Genomic DNA, 19,465 nt, shown 5'->3' on the forward strand with positions numbered 1-19,465 from the left:
CCTAGCCCTTAGTTGGTGTTCGCTGCCATGAGCAGCACGACATCGTCGAGTGACGCACCGCCGAGAATCGCGGCGACCGGCAGATCCCGGTCCAGCGACGCCTGCACGCGCTTGCGGAAGTCCAAGGCCTGCAAGGAATCCAGACCCAACGCGACCAGCGGCACCGAACGGTCGATGCTGTCGCCGGTGTCGATGCCCATCACGCGTTCGAGCTCGGCGAGCACCTGATCCGCCAGCGGGCGGTCAGCGACGACCGGCGCGGGTGCGGCGGGCTCCGGCGCGACGACCTCGGCCGCGACGGGCGCTTCCGGTTCCGCGGCCGCGATCGCCGGGACCGGTTCGGGCTCCGGCACTTCCGACAGCACCGACGCCTGACCGAACGCGCCCATGACATCGCGCAGGAACGGCCAGTCCGCGGAGATGACGATGGCGTCCGTCGGCTGCCCGGTGAATCCGGCGGCGATCGCGTCGGCGGGACGCATCGGGAACACCCCGGCGCCCTCGACCCGCGCCATACCCGCCTCGTCCAGCGGGCCCGCGACACTCCACAGGCCCCACTCCAGCGACGAACAGTCGATGCCCCGCTCCCGCACACGGCGGGCGAGCACATCCAGCATTCGGTTGGTGACCGCGTACAGGATCTGCCCGCGCCCACCGAGAGTCGCGGCCATGGACGAGCACAGCAGCACCCGGCCGGTCGCGCTCAACGGCACCGCGTCCAGCACGGCTTCCAGGCCGAGGACCTTCGACGCGGCGGCGGTGGCCACCAGGTCGGCGGTGATCTCCTCGATGCCCGCGTCCACATAGTTGACGGCGGCGTGGACGAGCAGACTCACCGGCCGCTGCCCCAGCCCCGACGCCAGGCGCGCGACGTCGTCGACGGCGTTCACGTCACAGGCCTCGACCACGATCTCGGTGGCTCCGGCGGACCGCACCCGCGCCACATCCGCGGCGACCGCACCGGATTCGCCGGACCGGCTGACCAGGGTGACCCGACCCGCGCCCTGCCGGGCGAAATGCTCCGCGAACAACAGACCGAGCTTGCCGGTGCCGCCCACGATCAGCACATGATCGAGATCGGCGGCCGCACCGGGCTCGGACTCGTCGGCCACCAAGCGCTTGGCGAAGACCTTCCCGCCGCGCAGCGCGACCTCCGGCTCACCCGCGGTATGCAGCGCCGCCACCATACGATTCGACTCGGCGGCCCCGGCGTCGGCCGCCAGATCCAGGTGCCGGAACAGCACGCCGGGCTTCTCCACACCGACACACCGGAATCCGGACGCCACCGCGCTGTGGAACAGCTGCGGCACGGCATCGCCCGGAACCACGGCTTCACCACCGACCGTCACCAGCCAGCAGTCGCCGCCGGGCCGAACGCCCGCGAGTGCGGGCAACCACGCACGCCCTGCGAAGAATTCGCTCAGCTCGGCGACCGCACACGCCGAGTCGCCTTCCGGCAGCGCGGGCCACAGGATCACCACGCTGTCGTACGTCGGCACCGACAAGGCCGAGACGGCCTCAGCGGTCGCGGTGGCGCCGTAGCGGTCGGCGGCCGCCAGCAGGGCGGCGAGCTGGTCGGCGCAGCGGCCGGTCGGGTCGACGAAGGCCAGGCGGCGCGGGGCGGTCAGGGAGCGGCGCTCCCAGGGGGTCCACTTCTCCACCAGGCGTTGGGGTTTCGGCACGGCCGGGGCCGGGGCGGTGATCTTTTCGGGAGCGTAGCCCGGGTTCGCCCACAGGCGCTTGGGGTTCATCACCGTGTGCGGGAAGTCGCGCAGCGGGAGAGCCGGGGTGGCGTCGGTGCACAGGGCATTCCAGTCGTAGCCGAGGTCGTGGACCGCGACAGTGGCCAGGTTGCGGGTGAATTCGCGCAGGGTGGTCGCGGTGCGCAGGGAGGTGCCGAGAACCTTGAAGTCGCGGGGGCCGCGGGCCGGGTCCGGCGGGACCAGGGTGAGGTTCTCCTGGAGGGCCAGCTGCAGGACGGGGTGCTCGACCACCTCGATGAGGGTGTCGATGCCGTCGCGGGCCGCGGCCACCACGGCGCGGTCGAAGCGGACGCGGTTGCGCAGGTTCCAGTACCAGTACTGTTCCTGGATCAGGTCGGCGGTGATGGGCGCGCCCAAGGTCGCTCCATAGCACGGGATCTCGCTGCCGAGGAAGGTCGCGCTGCTCATCTCGCCGCCGAGGAAGCCCTCGAACTCCTCGCGCAGTTCGGCCACGATCGAGGTGTGGGCCGGGTAGGCGACCCCGATCTCGCGGGCGAACTGGCCCTGGGCGGTGGCCGCGGCGACCATGTCGGTGATGGTCTCGCGGTCACCGGAGATGGCCATGATGTGCGGGGCGTTCACCACCGACAGCTCGGCCCAGCCGGAGTTCCGCGCCAGCAGCGCCTCGCAGTCCTCGCGGTCCATGGCCAGCACGGCCATGGAGAAGCCGCGCGGGGACAGGCGCTCGACCAGGCGCGCGCGGTGGGTGACCACCAGCACGGCGTCACGCACCGACATCACCCCCGAGACCGCGCCCGCGGCCAGCTCACCCTGGCTGTGGCCGACGGTCGCGGCCGGCTCGACGCCCGCGGCCCGCCACATGGCGGCCAGACCGGCCATGTGGAACATCAAGGCGGGCTGCACTTCCCACACCGTGTCCTGGTACCGCCCTTCGGCGCCGAGCAGGTAGTGCAGCGGCTGATCATGGCCGAAGCGCTCGGCGTGCAGACCCGAGCACTCGTCGACCGCCGAGCGATAAGCCGGGGACAGCTCGTAGTACAGCTTGCCCATACCCGGGCGCTGCGAGCCCTGACCGGGGAACACGAACCCGATGCGGCGCGCGGTGGCGGGACCGTCACCGGACACGACCGCCGGATGCGCGGTCCCGGCGGCGACGGCGCGCAGCGCGTCGAGCAGCTCCTCGCGTCCGGTGACCATGGCCAGCGCCCGGTACCGGCGGGCGGCGCGGGTACGGAACAGCATGTCCGCCACCCGATCCGGGCCGACCGCGGGCCGCGACTCCAGGAAGTCCAGAATGCCCGCCGCCTCGGCACGCACGCCATCGGCGGTGTCGGACGAGAGCAGAACGGGGATGCTGCCATCGGGCAGCCGGTGGCTAGACATCGCTTTCCTCCAGCTCGGGCAGGGCGACCAGGGCATGCGCGTTGGTGCCCGCGACACCGAACGAGGACACGGCCGCGTAGCGCACGCCGTCCACCGCGTGCCACGGCTCCAGCTCGGTCGCCAGACGCAGACTCGTGGCGTTCCAATCGATTTCGGCGGTGGGGCGGTCGGCGTGCAGGGTCGGCGGGATCTGGCCGTGCAGCCCCGCCAGCAGCACCTTGATCAGCGCGAGCAGCCCGGACGCCGCCTGCGCGTGACCGCCGTTCGACTTCACCGAGCCCAGGCGCGGGGTATCGGCCCGCGCGATGCCGTAAGTGGCGGCGAGCGCGGCCAATTCGAGCGGATCACCGACCGGGGTTCCGGTGCCGTGCCCCTCGACGAGACCGACCTGCTCGGCGGCGATCCCGGACACCGCCAGGGTGTCGCGGATCAGCCGTTCCTGCGCGGCCGCGCTCGGCACGGCGATCGGGGCGCCCTTGCCGTTGTGGTTGACCCGCGAACCCAGCAGCCGCCCGTACACCCGATGCCCGAGCGCCTGAGCCCGTGATTCCCGTTCCAGCACAACGACTCCCGCACCCTCGCCCCACAGCGTGCCGGTGGCGTCGGCGGCGTAGGAGCGGCAGTGGCCGTCGGAGGCCAGCGCGTTGTTCTTGGAGAACTCGTAGAACGCGCCCGGTGAGCCCATCACGCACACGCCGCCCGCGAGCGCCCACTCGCACTCCCCCGCGCGGATCGCGGCGGCCGCCTGGTGCACGGCGGTGAGCGCGGACGCGCACGCGGTGTCGACGCTGATCGAGGGACCGGTCAGGCCCAGCCCGTGCGAGATGCGCCCGGCCACCGCGCCCAGCGCGGTCCCGGTGACCCGGTACCCGCTGTGCTCGTTGACCGAGGCCACCCGGGGCCCGTACTCCATGACCGAGACGCCCATCCAGCAGCCGGCCGAATCACCGTCCACCGCAGCGGGATTGATCCCCGCCTGCTCGAGCGCCCGCCAGGCCACCCGCATCCCGGCCCGCTGCTGCGGGTCCATGGCGACCGCCTCGCGCGGGGTGATGCCGAAGAACAGCGGATCGAACTCGGTCGCGCCGGTCAGGAAGCCGCCCGCGTCGGGGACCGCGCTCCAGCCGTCCTGAGCGCCCAGGCTCAGCAGTTCCGCCAGCGGCCAGTCCCGGTCGTGTGGGAACGGTCCCAGCAGTTCGCGGCCCGAGGCCAGCGCCGACCAGAAGTCCGCGAGGGTGTCGATACCGCCGGGCGCCTCGATGCCCATACCGACGATCACGATCGGATCGCCGGAGTCCGCTCCGGTCACGCGACGACGCTCTTCTCCGCGGCGAGCAGCTCGGCGATGCCGTCGATGTGCTGGTCCAGATAGAAGTGGCCGCCCGCGAACATGGTGACCCGGATGCCCGCGCGGCTGTGGCTCTCCCACGCGAACAGGTCACGCGGCGCGACGAATTCGTCCTCGTCGCCGCCGAGCACGTGAACGGGCGCGTCCACGGCGACCTCGGCCGGGCAGGAGTAGGCGTCGAAGGCCCGGTAGTCGGCCTTCATCACCGGCAGCGCCATGCGCAGCACCTCACGGCTGCCCAGCACCTCCGCGCCGGTGCCGTTGAGCGCCGACATGTGGTCGAGCAGCGCCTCGTCGTCGGTGGGGTGGTTCGGCAGATCGGCGATGCGCGCGGGCGCGGCGGCCGAGGAGGCGGCCAGCAACCGCACGGTCAACCCGGCGGCCTCGGCCAGCCGGGCGAACTCGAAGGCGACGATCGCGCCCATGCTGTGGCCGAAAACCGTCAGGGGCGCACCGGTGTCGTGCGTGGATTCCCGGAAGGCCGCGAAGGCTCCGGCGGCCATGTCCTGCAGCGTTTCCGCCGCGGCCTCGCGGGCGCGGTCCTGACGGCCCGGGTACTGGAACACCACGACATCGAATTCGGCGGCCATCCTCTTGGCGAAGACCCGGTAGGCGGAGGCGCCCGCGCCCGCGTGCGGGAAGATCAGCAGCGGTGGCGCGGATTCCGCACTCGGGGCCTGAAATTGCCTGATCCAGCCGAGTTCCCGTGCCATTTTCCCGCTCTCCTACGACCTGCCCGACGCATCAGCCGCCGGTTCTGCTTGTCCCCCTTGCAATGTCCGGGCAACCGTAACACCGCCTAGTTAGTATAGGCTAGCCTTACCAACCAGGGTGATCAAGCTAACCGACGAACGGAGCGCCACAGCGATGAACCGGACGACCTACGTCCTCGCGCGCGAACTCACGGACCTTCCGGACCACATCCGCCGCGCCCCCGCACCCGTGGTGCCCGAGTTCCCCGCACCGTTCACGCTGCGCCTGGTGGACGTCGAATCCGGCGATCCGGAGACCATCACCGAATGGATGCACCGCCCGCACCTGCTCGAGACCTGGGAACAGGCCTGGGACGCCGACCGCCGCCGCCTCGACTGCGCCACCCAGCTGGCCGGAACCTTCTCCCGGCCTTGCGTTCTCGAATACGACTTCACCGCACTCGGCAAGCCCGAGCTCGGTAACCGCGAGGTCGCCTATGTGGAGTTGTACCGGCCCGCCAAGGACGAGATCGCCCGCCTCTACGACGCCGACGCACACGACATGGGCTTCCACATCGCCACCGCCGACACCACACTGCTGGGCCGCGGCGTCATGTCGGACTGGATGCGCCGGCTCGGCCAGGCGGTCCTGGCGGCCGCACCCGAATGCCGCCGGCTGCTGTGCGAACCCGATCACCGCAACGCCCCCATGCGGAAGGCGTTGGAGAAGATCGGGTGGCAGCACCTCGGCGACTTCGACATTCGGCCGGACCGTCGGATCTCGCTCTACACGCTGCCGCGGACCGCGGCGGACCGGCCCGAGATCCGGTAGCGCGGACCGGGATTCACCACCGGCTGCAGGATCCGGTCCGACAGCTCGCCCAGGCAGCTGAGATTCGGGAAACCCGGACCCTGCGCCATGGCGGCCATATTCGGCAGATACAGCTTGGCGTCCAGCCCGGACACCGCCAGGTCGTAGCCGATGGCCGCCTCCAGCCGCGCGGGCTCGAGCGGACCGCCCACGGCCAACTCCAGCAGATCGGTTGCGGCGGAATCGAACAGATCCAGGAACCACAGCGGTTGCCCGCCGGTCGCGTCCACCACCAGATCGAAGGTGTGCACCTGGTCCGGGCGCAGATCGTTGCGCAGGGTCAGGGCGACCCGGTCGTCCTGCTCGGCCAGGCTCACCACGCGGCCCTGCAGATGATGCACCCGGTTGTCGCCCAGCAGGCTCTCCTGCACGCGCACCGAGAACACGCCACGATCGGTGCGGCGGATGACATCCCGGCGCTCGGCCATGCCCAGCCCGGCCCACTTGGTCGGATCGCTGTAGAGCGAGTTCTCGAAATAGCTCTCACCGCGGGTGTACAGCGTCGCCTTGGGCGAGATCACCGAGACCGTCAGCATGTCGTGGTTGACCAGCTCGTCCAGCGCCGAACCCGCGGTCTCGCCGCCGCCGATCACCGCGACCCGCGAGGACGGCGGCAGCTCCCGGCGGCCCGCCAGCTCCCAGAACTCGCAGATGCTGAGCACCTTCGGGTGCTCGGCCAGGGCGCGGTCGCTGCGGCCGGGGCCGGTGATCATGACGGCGTCGCAATCGATCTCGTCGACCCGGCCGTCGGCGCCGGCGACCGAGACCAGCCAGCCGTCGGCCGCGGCGGCGATGCCGGTCACCGAACCCTGGACCAGGTCCATATCGCAGCGCTTGGCCACCCACTGCAGGTACTTGGCCCACACGTGGTGCTGCGGGCTGGGCCGGCCGCGGTCGATCCACTCGGCGTAGGTGCCGTGCTCGACCAGGAAGGCGGTCCAGCTGAACGCCCGCATGGCCTCGTCGATTTCGCGGTTGCGGCCGCGGGCCCAGGTGGAGTGGTACGGGAAGCCCACGTCCTTCTCCGGGCTGGTGCCCAGGCGGTGCCGTCCATCGGTCCAGCCGCCGGTCGGCAGCCAATTGCCGCCCACCGTCCGCGCTTCCACCACGGTCACCCGCGGCGCGGGCAGGCCCAGGTCCCGCAGCACCCGCGACTTGGCCGCTACCGCCAGGGCTTTCGGCCCCGCACCGACCACCAGAAGTGTCTCCACCGCTTCTCCGTCCCAGTTGCTCAACTGTTGCCTGCCTCGCACAACCCGCCAACCACTTTAGGTTTGCATAGCCTTACCTTATATTGATTCGGCAGCGCTTGCGAAGCGCTCGAGACGAAAAGATTGGACAGAACACATGCCCCGTACTTCGCGCCTCCTCGGTGCCGCCCTCGCCACCGCCGCCCTGCTCGCCGGAACCGGCGCCGGCGCGGTGACCGCCACGGCCGCACCGGCATTCGCGCCCGCTCGCACCGCCTCCCTCGGCACCGGCGACCTCGAGGCCAAGCTGCAGACCGCCCTCAACACCGGCGCCGGCGCCGATGCCCGGGCCAACGAGCTCGAGGCCGGCCACGCCGGTCTGCCGCTGCTCGACCAGGTCGGCACCGCCATGAACGCCGCCCCGCCGAGCTTCCGCTGGACCATCCTGGGCCCGGTCACCGAGAACGGCGACACCCTCTCGGCCACCCTGCAGACGGCTGTCGACGGCTTCGATCCGTTCACCTTCCCGCTGACCTGGAAGCTGATCGACGGCACCTGGAAGCTGTCCAGCGAGTCCGAGTGCACCGTGGCGAGCGTGGCCTTCCTGCCCTGCAGCCTGTGAGCTGACCCTCGAACGGCCCCGGACTCCAAGGGAATCCGGGGCCGTTCGGCTATCCGGGGACCGGAGCCAGCCGCCAGCCCGAGGCCCGGGTGCGCTCGTTCCAGAAGGCGGCGTAGCGGCCGTCGAGAGCGATCAGCTCCGCGTGGGTGCCGCGTTCGACGATCCGACCGGCGTCCATGAACAGGATCTGGTCGGCGTGCGCGATCGTCGCCAGCCGATGCGCCACCACGAGAACCGTCCGGCCCCGGGTGAGTTCGTGCACACCGCGCACCACGGCCGCCTCGTTGTGCGGATCCAGCGCGCTGGTCGCCTCGTCCAGCAGCACGATCGGAGCATCCTTGACCAGGGCGCGCGCGATCGAAACCCGCTGGCGCTCACCGCCGGACAGCGCCGAACCGCCCTCACCGACCGCGGTCTGCCAGCCGTCGGGCAGCCGCTCGGCGATCTCGTCCACCCGCGCGGTGCGCGCGGCCGCGAGCACCTCGGCGTCGGTCGCCTCCGGGCGGCCCGCCCGAATGTTCTCCAGCACAGAGCGATCGAAGAGATAGACGCTCTGGAAGACCAGCGCCAGACGGCTCAGCAGCGACTCGGCGGGCTGGTCACGGACATCGTGGCCGCCGACCGACACCCGGCCCGCATCCGCGTCGTGGAAACGAGCCGCCAAGCGCAGCAGCGTGGACTTGCCCGCGCCGCTGGGACCGACGATGGCGGTGGTGGTGCCGGGAGCGGCGGTGAACGAGACGTCCTCCAGCACCGTCTTGCCCGGGCCGTAACCGAAGCTGACGCCCTCGAACTCGACCCGCGCGGCAGCGTGCTCGACCGGGGAATCCGGCTGCGCCAGCCCCGGTTCCGCCAGCAGCGCGCTCACCCGGTCGGCGGCGGCCGCGGCCGCGCGCAACGCGCCGCCCAGCTGCGCGGCCTGGGTCAGCGGCTCGATGAAACGCGAACTCACCGCGATCAGGGCGATCGCCGCCGCCGCCGAGATCGCGCCATCCGTGGCCCGGCCCACCACCAGGTACACCAGCACCAGGAAGACGGCCTGCACCACCAGCGCGAAACCGATCAGACCGGGCACAGCGGCCACCAGCAGGCCATTGGCGGCGCTGCGCTGACGCGCCAGGGCCGCGTCCAGCGCCCGGTTGCCCGCGCCGACCGCGCCCAGCGAACGCAGCATCGGCTGCGCCTGAGCGAATTCCAGCACCCGGGCGTTCGCCTCGGTCGCGGCCTCGTGCATGCGCTCGTCGGCGCCCACATAGGAACGGTTGGCCCACAGGTTCACCAGGAACAACACCGGCGCGGTCACCAGCATGGCCAGCGAGATCCGCCAGTCGACGAACAGCATGCCCAGCGCGACGCCCAGCGGAACCAGCACGCCGGTCAGCATCTTCGCCAGCAGATAGGCGATCAGGCCCTGCACCTCGCGGACGTTCTCGACCATCACCCGCGACAGCTCACCCGCGTGCCGGTCGTCGAACCAGCCCAGCGGCAACGCGTTCAGATGATCGCCGAGCCGGGTCTGCAGGCCGTGCTGCATGCCCACACCGACCCGCAGGCCCAGCACCGACTGCAGGTAGCCGAACACCACGACCCCGGCCACGGCCAGCGCCAGCCACAGCGTCCACCACCAGGCCCGGCCCAGATCCTGGGCGAACAGGGCCTTCAGCACCGGCACCAGCAATACGTACGCGGCCGCCTGCGACAGCGCCTGGGCCACGATGGCCAGCAGCAATCGCGGTGTCAGCGCGGCGAATTCGCCCGGCACCAGGCCCAGCACCTTGCGGATCATCGGCTCTCCTCCTCGAGCACCGTCGCGTTGATCTCCCACAGCCGCTGGTACGGGCCGCCCGCGGCACGCAGGCTCGCGTGGTCACCCTGTTCGATCAGGGATCCGTTCTCCAGCACCAGGATTCGGTCCACACCGGTGATGGTGTGCAGGCGGTGCGCGATCACCAGGACGGTGCGGCCCGCCACCAGCTCGGCCAGCGCGTCCTGCACCGCGGCCTCGGATTCGGGGTCGGCGAAGGCGGTGGCCTCGTCCAGCACCAGGATCGGGGTGTCGGCCAGTAGCGTGCGGGCGATCGAAAGCCGTTGCGCCTCACCGCCGGACAGCACGACATCCACGCCGATCTCGGAGTCGTACCCGCGCGGCAGCGCCGTGATGCGGTCGTGGATGCGGGCGGCGCGGGCCACGCGTTCCAGCTCGGCGAGGCCGGCGTCGGGGCGGGCCAGGCGCAGATTCTCGGCGATGGTCCCGCGGATCAGGCGCACATCCTGGAAGACGAAGCCGACCGTGCGATACAACTCGTCGCTCGGGATATCGCGAATATCCCTGCCGCCGATGGTGATCCGGCCGCTGCCGACGTCGTAGAAGCGCGGCAGCAGCTTGGCCAGCGTCGACTTGCCGGAGCCGCTCGGGCCCACCAGGGCGGTCATGGTGCCGGGCGCGAGCTCGAGATCGACGGCGCGCAGCACCTGGTGGTCGGCGCGGTAACCGAAGCTCACGCCCTCGAAGCGGATCAGGCCCGCGGGCGCGTCCGGCGTCGCAGATTCGCCGGTGCCGGAGGCCAATTCCGGGGTGTCCATGAGTTCGTGCAAGCGCAGCGCGGCGTCACCGGCCGTGCGCAGCGCCTGGGTGCCGTAGCCCAGGCCCAGCAGCGAACTGCCCAAACCCAGCCCGACCAGCAGGAACGGCAACAGGTCGAGCGGCTCCAGCCAGTCCAGGCCGACGCCCGCCAGCCCGGCCACCACGATCAGCAGCATGACGAACACCGGGGAGACCACGGTGTCCGAGATCGACTGCACCGTCATGACGGGCAGCTTCAGCCGCCGCAGCCGGTCGGTCTGCTCCTCGACGGCCGCGCGGAACTCGCTGTGCGCCTTGCCCGCTCGCCCGAAGGCGCGCACCACCTGGATGCCGTCCACGAATTCGACGGTGGCGGCGCGGGTGCGCTGTTCGGCGGCGTTGTAGGCGAGCAGGCGCGCACGGCCGGGCTCGTCGAGCATGGCGCGCATGCACAGCGCGTACCCGATCAGCGGGATCAGCAGGACCAGGGTCAGCCGCCAGTCGACGGCGGCCAGGTACACCAGGGTCACCAGCGGCGCGGTCACCGAAGCGATGAAGTCCAGGCGCGCGTGCGCCACCAGATAGTGCAGCGCCTCGACATCGTCCTGCAGGTACTTCTTCACCTCGGCGGAGGCGCGGGCGCCGAACCAGCCCAGCGGCACCCGGGTCAGCTTGTCGGCCAGCAGCCGGCGCAGGGTCAGCTGATAGCGCGCGTCCACGGCGTGCGACCAGGTCAGCGCCACCGCCTGCAGGATCGCGCGGGCCACCAGGACCAGCACCGCGATCAGCAGCAGCCGCCACACTCGATCGGTATCGGGAACCTCCCGCAGCAGTTCCCGGCAGGCCGAGACGATCAGCAGGAACGGGACCACCGAGCAGACGGCGGCCACGGCCACGATCAGCCCGGCGGCCGTGAGCGGCCCGCGCACCGGCGCGAGGATCTCCTTGCGGGCGGCGGCTTCCCGCTGCCGCCGCGCTTTCGCCTCGGCCTTCGCGTCGGGCCCGCTCGGCTCGGGGCCCGCCTCGACCGCGGGCGGTGACTCGACCGTCATCAGTCCGCCTTCCACCTTCATCCGTCCGGCGCTCCCACGAACACCGGCGAGAAGATAGGTTAGGCTAACTTTTGCTTGCCGACCACACCGAGGGTCAGCGCGGCACCTTCGCGGTCAGCTTCGAACCATCCGCGTTGTGCACCATGCAGGTCGCGCGGCCGTTCGACTTGTTCCACTGGACCTCGTTCGCCGGGTACAGGATGAACGACTCCAGCTTGTCCACCACCGGGCTCGAGGCCAGCAGCTTGTCCAACTGCACCTGGCAGGCCTCGCTCGCCTTGTCGAACGACGCGTCGCCCGAACCCGGCCACGAACCCGGCAGATGCACCTGGGTGATCACCTCGCCGTCGTGCGGGGAATCGCAGGGCAGCACGGTCACCTTGCGGATGTGGTTGTTCTCCTCCACCGTCTGCACGCAGTCGCCGGTCTTCACATCGTCGATGGAGATCGAGGTCGGCGAGTCCGACAGGGCCGAGGTCCGGGTCGTATTGTCCTGCGACGCCGTGGTGTTCGAATCGGTCACCGCGGCGATGGCCACGATGACCACGGCGAACACCACCCACAGACCCGAGGCGATCAGACCGGCGATGGCCAGACCCCGCCCGGCCTGATTGCGCTGCTTGGTCTGATTCAGCGCGATCACACCGAACGGGATGGCCAGCAGACAGGTACCGAGCAGACCGAAGATCAGCGCGGCGATGGCGAAACCATTGGTCCCCTGCGCGGGCGGCGGCGCCACCGGATAGCCGGGCGGCATCGGCTGATACCCGGACTGGCCGTAGTCCGGCTGGCCATATGCCGGCTGAGGCCGGCCGTAGTCGGGCTGACCATAGGGGGGCTGCTGCCCGTAGTCCTGCTGCCCGTACCCGGGCTGGCCGTATTCCGGCTGCCCGGGCTGCGGATAGCCGTACGGGCCCGGCTGCGGCTGACCGGGCTGCCCCGGCATGCCCTGAGGCTGTTGGTCGTTCGGATACACGGGACCCCCGATCACGGCGCTGACCCGGACATTCCGGGCGTCGGCCCACCGTACCGCGCAATCCGGACATACCCGGGGACTAGGGTTTCCCGGGTGAGACGCAGGCAGCAACCACCGCTACCGAAGCGGCACGGATTGGATCCGGCCCGGTTGCGACTACCCGAGGAAGGCGACTGGGCGACCATCCGCGACCACCTCGTGGAACGGCTGCCCCGAGTCCGGCCCGAACGCATCGACGAACTGCTGCGCGAGGGCGGCATCGTGGATCTGACGGGACCCATCGCCCTCGATACGCCCTACGTGCCCGGCGGCGCGGTGTGGTTCCACCGCGACCTGCCCGAGGAGACCGAGGTCCCCTTCCCGATCGGCATCGTCCACCGCGACGACGACATCCTGATCGTGGACAAGCCGCACTTCCTCTCGACCATCCCCCGCGGCCAGCACATCCTGCAGACCGCCCTGGTGAAGCTGCGCCGCGACCTGGACCTGCCGGATCTGGTGCCCGCGCACCGGCTGGACCGGGTGACCGCCGGACTGGTCCTGTTCATCATCAATCCGGCCCGGCGCGGGGCGTACCAGACCCTGTTCCACAAGCGCCTGGTCCACAAGGAGTACGAGGCCATCGCGCGCTTCGATCCCGGCCTGGACCTGCCGCGCACGGTCGTCAGCCGCATCGTCAAGGAACGGCAGGTGCTCAAGGCCTACGAGACCGAGGGCGAGCCCAATGCCGAGACGGTCATCGAACTCCTCGAACAGCGCGACGGGCTGGGCCGCTACCGGGTGCGGCCGCGGACCGGGCGCACCCACCAGATCCGCATCCATATGAACAGCCTCGGGATCCCGATCCTGGGCGACGACTTCTATCCGGATCTCACCGACAAACCGGTCGACGACTACTCGCGGCCGCTGCAATTGCTGGCCTCGGCGCTGGAGTTCCCCGACCCCGTCACCCGCGAACCTCGGCGCTTCGAAACCGCGCGCACGCTGCGAGCCTGGGACGATCCCACGGGCTGGGCGAGCGATTAACCACAATCGAAGCGGATTCCAAGAATTCGCTCGTACACTGGCCGGGATGTCTCGAAACGATAACGGCGCGGCGGCGGCACTGCCGGAAGCGCCCACCCCGCCCGGCCACAAGCTGCACGCCTACGTGGACGTTGCCGTCGTTGTCGTCGTCTTGACCTGCACGAACCTCATCGCGCACTTCACCAACCAGTGGGCCAGCATCCTCTCGGTGCCGATTGCCGCGGTGGTGCTGGTGGCCATGGTCCGGCGTCGCGGACTGGGCTGGGCGGAGCTGGGACTCTCCCCCTCGCAGTGGCGGCGCGGCTCGGTCTGGGCACTGGCGGCGGTGGGCGTGGTGCTGGCGGCCGTGGCCATCGGCGCGGCACTGCCGATCACCCGGCCGTTCTTCCTGAACGACCGCTATGCCGCGGTCTCGGGCGCGCTCATCGCGTCCATGATCGTCATCCCCTTGCAGACCGCGATTCCGGAGGAGCTGGCCTTCCGCGGCGTGCTGCACGGCACCCTGGACCGGGTGGTCGGCGCGCGCGGCGTGTTCGCCGCCGGGTCGATGTTGTTCGGGCTCTGGCACATCGCCTCGTCGCTCGGATTGACCAGCGGCAACAAGGGTCTCACCGGATTCCTGGGCAGCGGCCCGGCCGGGCAGATCCTCGGGATCGGGCTCGCGGTGCTGGCGACGGCCGCGGCGGGCGTGGTCTTCACCTGGCTGCGGCGGCGCAGCGGCAGCCTGCTCGCGCCGATCGCGCTGCACTGGGCGGTGAACGGCGCGGGCGCGCTGGCGGCCGCGGTGGTGTGGCACGTGACCGTGCGCTGACGCCGGCTCCGCCGGCGAAGAAGAGGAGGCCGGCTGACCTGGGAACAGAGGATTATGGTCAGCCGGCCCGGGGTCGGTTCGGCGGGTTGGGCCACGCCGAACCGAGTCTGTGCGACGGGCGAAACTGTATCGGTTGTCCAGATCACCCCGTGGCACTTTCGAGAAAAAAGTGAAACGTGTTTATGTCAGACCTGATCGGGCGGGTCGTTCCAGCCCAGATCGCGGCCCAGCAGCTCGAACAGCTCCTCGTTGTACGGGCGGTAGAACTCCCGCAACCGAGTCAGCGTCGCCGCGTCGGCGGGCGGGAACTCCAACGGATTGCGGTTCGTCACCTCGGTGTGCGGCTCCGGCTCGATCGCGGGCAGACCGAGGAACTCGTGGATACCGCACACCGTCTTGGACGCGTCGGCGAAGAAGTCCTCGGCCGCCACCAGATGCACGTTCTCCCGGTCGTAGGTGTCGAGCCAGCGCCGAACCGAATGCACGTAGATCCCGGCCGCCAGCATCGGCATCGTCGGGAGCATCGTCGGCGGCGGGCCCGGAAACGACCCCAGCGCCAGCGCGACATACGTGCCGAAATCCGCGCCGTAACGCCCGCTGCCCAGACCGTTCCGGCCGCTCAGGAACAGATCCCACTTGTAATGCGAGTACGCCCGCCGTACCGGATCACGCAGCATCAGAACGACTTTCACCCGCGGGCTGGACTCGCGCAGGTTGTCGATCAGCGGCAGATCGTGCAGCAGCGGATCGAAATGCCCGACCAGCGCCCGGCCGGTGCGCCGGGCCACCGCGGCCTTCTCCCGCTCGGACGGCAGGTACGGCCCCCACGCGACCGGGAAGCCGTGCCCGATCTCCTTGGTCAGCGGCGCGACCACACTCGGATGCTGCATCAGATAGGCCGCCAGATCGGTGGTGCCGCTTTTCAGCGCTCCCACACAGGTGAAATCCGGAAGAGCGCGCGCACCGCCGAACCGGTTACGCCACCACAGCCGGACCGGAGGCACCGCCCCGAAATAATGACGCATTGTCATATATCGCCAACCCAGGTTCAGACTCTGGATCGGATGCCGGAGATATCCCTCATCGTGATATCGCCGCAGCTGCCATTCTTCGAATAGACGAAAACCTTCGGTGTACCTGTCACCGCCGGTCCAGGCCCCTTTTTCAAGGGTCTTGACAGACTTCTTCATTCGCATATCCCTCATCGCGATCCCTCAGGAACCTGGAATCGACTGGCCGAGAGGATATCAGCGAACGGCCCACTTCTCATTTCGAGAAGTGGGCCGTTCGCAGTTGGCTATTAAATTGAAACTCAGCGCCGGGCGGTATCCCCCATCACATCAACCGCCGACCATTCGGCATCCCATTCCTCGGGTTTCTGCGCGTCCCCGCCGTGGCCCGGCCACCAGGCGAAGCGGCCGACCAGGGCCGTCACCGCGGGCGTGAAGAACATCGCCATGACGAACGCCGCGATGGTGATACCCAGCGAGATCGCGAAACCCATCTGGGAGAGCACCGAATTGCCCGCCAGCATCATCGAGGCGAAGGTGCCCGCCAGGATGACACCGGCCGCCGCCACGGTCGGACCGGTATGCCGCACCGCCAGCGCCGCGGCGGTGTGCGGGTCATTGCCCTCCCGGGCCTCCTCCCGCAAACGGGCCACCATGAGGATGTTGTAGTCGGTGCCCAGCGCCACCACGAACAGGTACATGATCAACGGCAACTGGAAGATCAGGCCCTGCTCGCCCTGAATGCGCTGGAACACCAGCACCGCGGAACCCAGCGTCGCCGCGAAGCCCAGGAACACCGAGGCCATCAGATACCAGGGCGCGACCACACTGCGCAGCAACAGCGCCAGCACCAGCATGATCAGGATGCCCGCGACCGGGAACACCACCGTGTAGTCACGGTTCATGGCGTGCTGGAAGTCGACGAACACCGAGGTCATACCGCCCACCACCGCGGTGGTCCCGGCCGGGGCCGACGCGTGCGCGGTATCGCGCAGCGGACCCTTCACGGTCTCCAGCGCGGCATCGGATTCCGGCTTGTCGGCGAGGGTCACCTGGAACTCGGCCACCGCGTTGTCCTTCGACAGCGTCGCCGGCGACACCTGGCCCACCCCGCTCACGCCGGTCAGCGCCGTCCGGAAGGTGTCGAGCTCACCCTGGTTCAGGGTGCCCTGCTCGGCACGCAGGTAGACCTGCGACGGCTGGGTGCTGCCCGCGGGCATGCCCTTGAGCAATTCCTTGCCGTACACGGTGGATTCGGCCGCGTTCGAGGTCGAGCCGGAGCTCAGATCGAAGGTCGGGTTGAAGCCCAGCGCGAAGACGCCCAGCACCAGCAGCACACCGCCGGACACCGCGGCGAACACCGCCGGGCGCTTGCCCAGCGCGTTGCCGACCGCCCGGAAGCGCGCGCCCTCGGGTTCGGTCTGCCACGCCTTCGACGGCCAGAACACCTTGGTGCCCAACAGCGAGACGATGGCCGGGACCAGGGTCAGGCCCGCCAGCAGCGCCACCGCCACCGCGATGGCCAGGGCGATGCCCATGGACCGGAACATGCCCAGGGTGGACAGGGTGAGCGCGCCGAAGGCGATGATCACCGCCGCCGCGGCCGAGGTGATGGCCTCGCCGACCCGGGTGACCGAGCTGACCATGGCCGTCTTCGCGTCCTCGCCGGCGCGCAGGCGCTCCCGGTAGCGGAACATCAGGAACAGGATGTAGTCGGTGCCGACGCCGAACAGCACCACCACCAGCAGCGACTGCACCGAGTTGTCGATCTTGAGATCGAAAGCCGAACTGGCCGCGGCGATCACGCCGTTCGCCAGCGCGGACACCATGCCGATCACGATGATCGGCAGCAGCGCGATGATCGGGCTGCGGAAGATGACCAGCAGCAGCACCAGGATCAGCACCACGGTCGCGATGCCGATGATGGCCAGGCCCTTCTGACTGGAATCCTGCTGATCCAGCATCTGGGCCGCGGTGCCGGTGACACCGGCCTTCAGATCGGTGCCGGAGACCTGCTCCTTCAGCGCGTCACGCAGCGCCTTGACCGCGTCGGTCTGGTTCTTGGCCTGCTGGTCGGTCTGCTTGGTCATACCGACCGCGACCACACCGATGGCCTTGGTCTCCGACGGCGGCAGCGCCTGGACGCCGGTGACGTCCTTGATCTTTCGCTCCGACAGCTTGGTCGCCGTCGCGGCGATGGTGGCCGTGTCCTGATCGGTCAGCGGCGCACCGTCGGAGCGCTCGAAGACGATCAGCGCGGCCGGGGTGTTGCTGTTGGGGAAGGCCTTCTGCTGCAACTCCATCGCCTGGACGGATTCGTAGTGCGAAGGCAGGAAGTCTGATTGCTCGGTGGTGGCCGTGAGCTTGGGCGCCGTGGCGACGACCGCCACGATCGCGATCAGCCAGGCGCCGATCACCAGCCACGGAAAACGGACGACCAGGCGTCCTAGTCCGGAGAACATGCGGGAGAAGTCCTTTCGGGGTTTCGGCCGCGCGCTATTCAGATGTCGAGGACCTGGGAGGCCGGGTTCTCCAGCGCATCGGCGACGATCCGGTAGACCTTCGCCGGAACAAGATCACGCAATTCCCCCGGCGAGTCCACGATGTCGAGGGTGAAGTCGCCGTATCCATCCTTACCCAACTGAAGGAATTCCCGCCACCCCCCAAAACCTTTGAGCCATTCGGCCATCAGCGAGAGGTCCGACCGGTCGGAGCCCTTCCGGACGGTCAGGTACTCGTCCTTCCGCTCCTCCGCGACATTCCTGGTGGCGCGCGCGAAGTCGGTCCAGTCCAGGAAGTGCCGGTGGACGACGAGCTTGCCTTTGCGGCTCAGGAAGACCTGGACCGATTCGCTGCCATCCCCGGTGACCTTGCGACCGTCGGCCAGCGGGCGGCCGACGAAGCGCTGGGTGCGACCGCCGCCGGGACCGACTCGCACGGTGATCTCGCGCATGCCCTCGGGCAGGGGATCCGGGACCAGGTCGACGGCGGGCTTGTCCATTTCGAGGGCCATGAGATGCTCCAAATCATTCGTAGATGCTTATATGGGCATGCGTGTACGACACGACACCCCGGCTCTCATTCCCGGTGCGCCGCAATCGATCTCAGCGATTCCCGACGACTGAACGCCGTCTTACGCCACTATAAGTAGACGTATACGTATAGAGCAACCCTGAGTCGACCCTGAGATTTCTCCAGGTCGGCCCCTGAAACGGTCAGCGACCGCGCCGCTTACCCGGCTTCCGCGCGCCGGCCTGCTTCGACTTCGCCGCGACCGCGGGCTTCTTCGCGGGGGCGGGCTTGCGCTTCGAAACGGCCTGCGCTCTGCCCTGCTTGTCGGGCTGCTGAGCCGATGGCGACCGGGAACTGCGCTGGGAGCGGCCGCGGACCACCCCGACGAACTCCTCCACCAGCTCGGTGGTGCGGGCGGCCGGCCAAGCCAGGGCGACCTCGGTCTCGGGCACATCGGTGACCGTGCGATAGACCAGGTCCTTGCGGTGGTGCAGGCGGGCGATCGAATGCGGGACGATCGCCGCGCCGCTCACCGCGGCCACCAACTCCATGGTCATGGCCGCGTCGTCAAGATCGGCGGCGTCCTGCATGCGCTCATCGGCCAGATCGGCGGTGGCGACCTGATCGAACAGGGCGATCGGATGGTCCTTGGGGACCACGACCACCGGGACCTCGCGGTAGAGCGGAATCGCGCTCATGCCGTCCCGGTCGATCGGCAGGCGCACGAAGCACATGTCGACCGCGTCCGTGCGCAGCGCCGACTCCTGCTCCTTCATCGGGACCGGGATCAGGTCGAGGATGATCTCGGGGAAACGCTCACCCCAGATGCGCTCCCACTTGGTGACGGTCACGCCCGGGACGAAACCGACGCGCAGACGATCCACCGGGCCGGGTTCGGCGACCGGTTCCGGCGGGGCGGCCGCGATCAGCGCCCGGGCCCGTTCGAGCACCGCGCGACCGTCCTCGCTCAACTGGGTCGGCTGCGCGCCCGGCACGAACAGCTTGGTCCCGAGCTCTTCCTCCAGCTCGATGACCGTGCCGCTCAGACGCTGCCGGGAAATGCCCAGGCCACGCGCCGCACGGGCGAAGTGCAATTCCTCGGCAACCGCGACGAACCAGCGCAGGCGCGTGACGTCGATGGACTCCAACCGGCCCTGAGCTGTCATGGGGTCCAGGTTATTGCAC

The 19,465-nt window shown here is 69.7% G+C and carries 15 protein-coding genes; 4 read left to right on the plus strand and 11 right to left on the minus strand.

The features are described 5' to 3' along the window. Window positions 1–8: 8 nt before the first annotated feature. Genes nbtC through ACWELJ_RS15480 form a run of 3 tightly spaced genes read right to left on the minus strand, consistent with a single transcriptional unit; the run spans window position 9 to window position 5,168 of the window. The gene (gene nbtC / locus ACWELJ_RS15470; protein ID WP_452366810.1) at window positions 9–3,107 is read right to left on the minus strand and encodes a nocobactin polyketide synthase NbtC; all 3,099 of its coding nucleotides are present in this window, start codon (window positions 3,105–3,107) and stop codon (window positions 9–11) included. Next, a complete protein-coding gene (locus ACWELJ_RS15475; protein ID WP_452366811.1) occupies window positions 3,100–4,416 on the minus strand; it encodes a beta-ketoacyl [acyl carrier protein] synthase domain-containing protein in 1,317 nt (438 codons plus the stop codon). Before ACWELJ_RS15475 ends, nbtC begins: the two co-directional genes overlap by 8 nt. Continuing rightward, the gene (locus ACWELJ_RS15480; protein WP_452366812.1) at window positions 4,413–5,168 is read right to left on the minus strand and encodes a thioesterase II family protein; all 756 of its coding nucleotides are present in this window, start codon (window positions 5,166–5,168) and stop codon (window positions 4,413–4,415) included. The genes ACWELJ_RS15475 and ACWELJ_RS15480 overlap by 4 nt, the downstream gene beginning before the upstream one ends. A 154-nt stretch (window positions 5,169–5,322) precedes the next feature. On the opposite strand from ACWELJ_RS15480, the gene ACWELJ_RS15485 reads away from it, so the two are divergent. Beyond that, window positions 5,323–5,979, plus strand: a complete 657-nt coding sequence (locus tag ACWELJ_RS15485) for a GNAT family N-acetyltransferase (RefSeq protein ID WP_452366813.1) — start codon at window positions 5,323–5,325, stop codon at window positions 5,977–5,979. Here ACWELJ_RS15485 and ACWELJ_RS15490 read toward each other — a convergent pair. Further along, window positions 5,934–7,229 (minus strand): SidA/IucD/PvdA family monooxygenase, encoded by a 1,296-nt coding sequence (locus ACWELJ_RS15490; RefSeq protein ID WP_452366814.1) that lies wholly within the window; start codon window positions 7,227–7,229, stop codon window positions 5,934–5,936. The genes ACWELJ_RS15485 and ACWELJ_RS15490 overlap by 46 nt on opposite strands. A 136-nt stretch (window positions 7,230–7,365) precedes the next feature. Between ACWELJ_RS15490 and ACWELJ_RS15495 the strand changes: the two genes are divergently transcribed. Continuing rightward, the gene (locus ACWELJ_RS15495) at window positions 7,366–7,830 is read left to right on the plus strand and encodes a hypothetical protein (protein WP_452366815.1); all 465 of its coding nucleotides are present in this window, start codon (window positions 7,366–7,368) and stop codon (window positions 7,828–7,830) included. Window positions 7,831–7,879: 49 nt separating this feature from the next. On the opposite strand, the gene ACWELJ_RS15500 is transcribed toward ACWELJ_RS15495, so the two are convergent. The 3 genes from ACWELJ_RS15500 to ACWELJ_RS15510 all read right to left on the minus strand — a co-directional run bounded on the left by ACWELJ_RS15500 (window position 7,880) and on the right by ACWELJ_RS15510 (window position 12,391). After that, entirely contained in the window at window positions 7,880–9,616 is a 1,737-nt protein-coding gene (locus ACWELJ_RS15500; protein ID WP_452366816.1) for an ABC transporter ATP-binding protein, read from the minus strand. Continuing rightward, window positions 9,613–11,445 (minus strand): ABC transporter ATP-binding protein, encoded by a 1,833-nt coding sequence (locus ACWELJ_RS15505; protein WP_452366817.1) that lies wholly within the window; start codon window positions 11,443–11,445, stop codon window positions 9,613–9,615. Before ACWELJ_RS15505 ends, ACWELJ_RS15500 begins: the two co-directional genes overlap by 4 nt. Before the next feature lie 94 nt (window positions 11,446–11,539). After that, window positions 11,540–12,391 carry a DUF4190 domain-containing protein gene (locus ACWELJ_RS15510; protein ID WP_452366818.1) on the minus strand — a complete coding sequence of 284 codons (852 nt, stop codon included), beginning with the start codon at window positions 12,389–12,391 and terminating at the stop codon, window positions 11,540–11,542. 123 nt (window positions 12,392–12,514) lie between these two features. Between ACWELJ_RS15510 and ACWELJ_RS15515 the strand changes: the two genes are divergently transcribed. Both ACWELJ_RS15515 and ACWELJ_RS15520 read left to right on the plus strand, forming a co-directional pair. Beyond that, entirely contained in the window at window positions 12,515–13,447 is a 933-nt protein-coding gene (locus tag ACWELJ_RS15515; RefSeq protein ID WP_452366819.1) for a pseudouridine synthase, read from the plus strand. A gap of 46 nt (window positions 13,448–13,493) precedes the next feature. Next, a complete protein-coding gene (locus ACWELJ_RS15520; protein WP_452366820.1) occupies window positions 13,494–14,258 on the plus strand; it encodes a CPBP family intramembrane glutamic endopeptidase in 765 nt (254 codons plus the stop codon). Between the two features lie 185 nt (window positions 14,259–14,443). On the opposite strand, the gene ACWELJ_RS15525 is transcribed toward ACWELJ_RS15520, so the two are convergent. From ACWELJ_RS15525 to ACWELJ_RS15540, 4 genes are all read right to left on the minus strand, one after another. Then, window positions 14,444–15,193 carry a sulfotransferase domain-containing protein gene (locus tag ACWELJ_RS15525; RefSeq protein ID WP_452366821.1) on the minus strand — a complete coding sequence of 250 codons (750 nt, stop codon included), beginning with the start codon at window positions 15,191–15,193 and terminating at the stop codon, window positions 14,444–14,446. A 377-nt stretch (window positions 15,194–15,570) separates the two neighbouring features. Next, window positions 15,571–17,730, minus strand: a complete 2,160-nt coding sequence (locus ACWELJ_RS15530) for an MMPL family transporter (RefSeq protein WP_452366822.1) — start codon at window positions 17,728–17,730, stop codon at window positions 15,571–15,573. A gap of 38 nt (window positions 17,731–17,768) precedes the next feature. After that, window positions 17,769–18,281 (minus strand): EXLDI protein, encoded by a 513-nt coding sequence (locus ACWELJ_RS15535; RefSeq protein WP_452366823.1) that lies wholly within the window; start codon window positions 18,279–18,281, stop codon window positions 17,769–17,771. Between the two features lie 202 nt (window positions 18,282–18,483). Continuing rightward, entirely contained in the window at window positions 18,484–19,446 is a 963-nt protein-coding gene (locus tag ACWELJ_RS15540) for a LysR family transcriptional regulator (RefSeq protein ID WP_452366824.1), read from the minus strand. Window positions 19,447–19,465: the final 19 nt, after the last annotated feature.

This window comes from Nocardia sp. NPDC004582, from assembly GCF_053602115.1.

What these genes read in the sequence shown, in the direction of transcription:
- nbtC (WP_452366810.1), bottom strand. Translation starts at nt 3,107, where the DNA reads ATGTCTAGCCACCGGCTGCCCGATGGCAGCATCCCCGTTCTGCTCTCG.
- ACWELJ_RS15480 (WP_452366812.1), bottom strand. Translation starts at nt 5,168, where the DNA reads ATGGCACGGGAACTCGGCTGGATCAGGCAATTTCAGGCCCCGAGTGCG.
- ACWELJ_RS15485 (WP_452366813.1), top strand. Translation starts at nt 5,323, where the DNA reads ATGAACCGGACGACCTACGTCCTCGCGCGCGAACTCACGGACCTTCCG.
- ACWELJ_RS15495 (WP_452366815.1), top strand. Translation starts at nt 7,366, where the DNA reads ATGCCCCGTACTTCGCGCCTCCTCGGTGCCGCCCTCGCCACCGCCGCC.
- ACWELJ_RS15500 (WP_452366816.1), bottom strand. Translation starts at nt 9,616, where the DNA reads ATGATCCGCAAGGTGCTGGGCCTGGTGCCGGGCGAATTCGCCGCGCTG.
- ACWELJ_RS15505 (WP_452366817.1), bottom strand. Translation starts at nt 11,445, where the DNA reads ATGACGGTCGAGTCACCGCCCGCGGTCGAGGCGGGCCCCGAGCCGAGC.
- ACWELJ_RS15510 (WP_452366818.1), bottom strand. Translation starts at nt 12,391, where the DNA reads ATGCCGGGGCAGCCCGGTCAGCCGCAGCCGGGCCCGTACGGCTATCCG.
- ACWELJ_RS15520 (WP_452366820.1), top strand. Translation starts at nt 13,494, where the DNA reads ATGTCTCGAAACGATAACGGCGCGGCGGCGGCACTGCCGGAAGCGCCC.
- ACWELJ_RS15530 (WP_452366822.1), bottom strand. Translation starts at nt 17,730, where the DNA reads ATGTTCTCCGGACTAGGACGCCTGGTCGTCCGTTTTCCGTGGCTGGTG.
- ACWELJ_RS15535 (WP_452366823.1), bottom strand. Translation starts at nt 18,281, where the DNA reads ATGGCCCTCGAAATGGACAAGCCCGCCGTCGACCTGGTCCCGGATCCC.
- ACWELJ_RS15540 (WP_452366824.1), bottom strand. Translation starts at nt 19,446, where the DNA reads ATGACAGCTCAGGGCCGGTTGGAGTCCATCGACGTCACGCGCCTGCGC.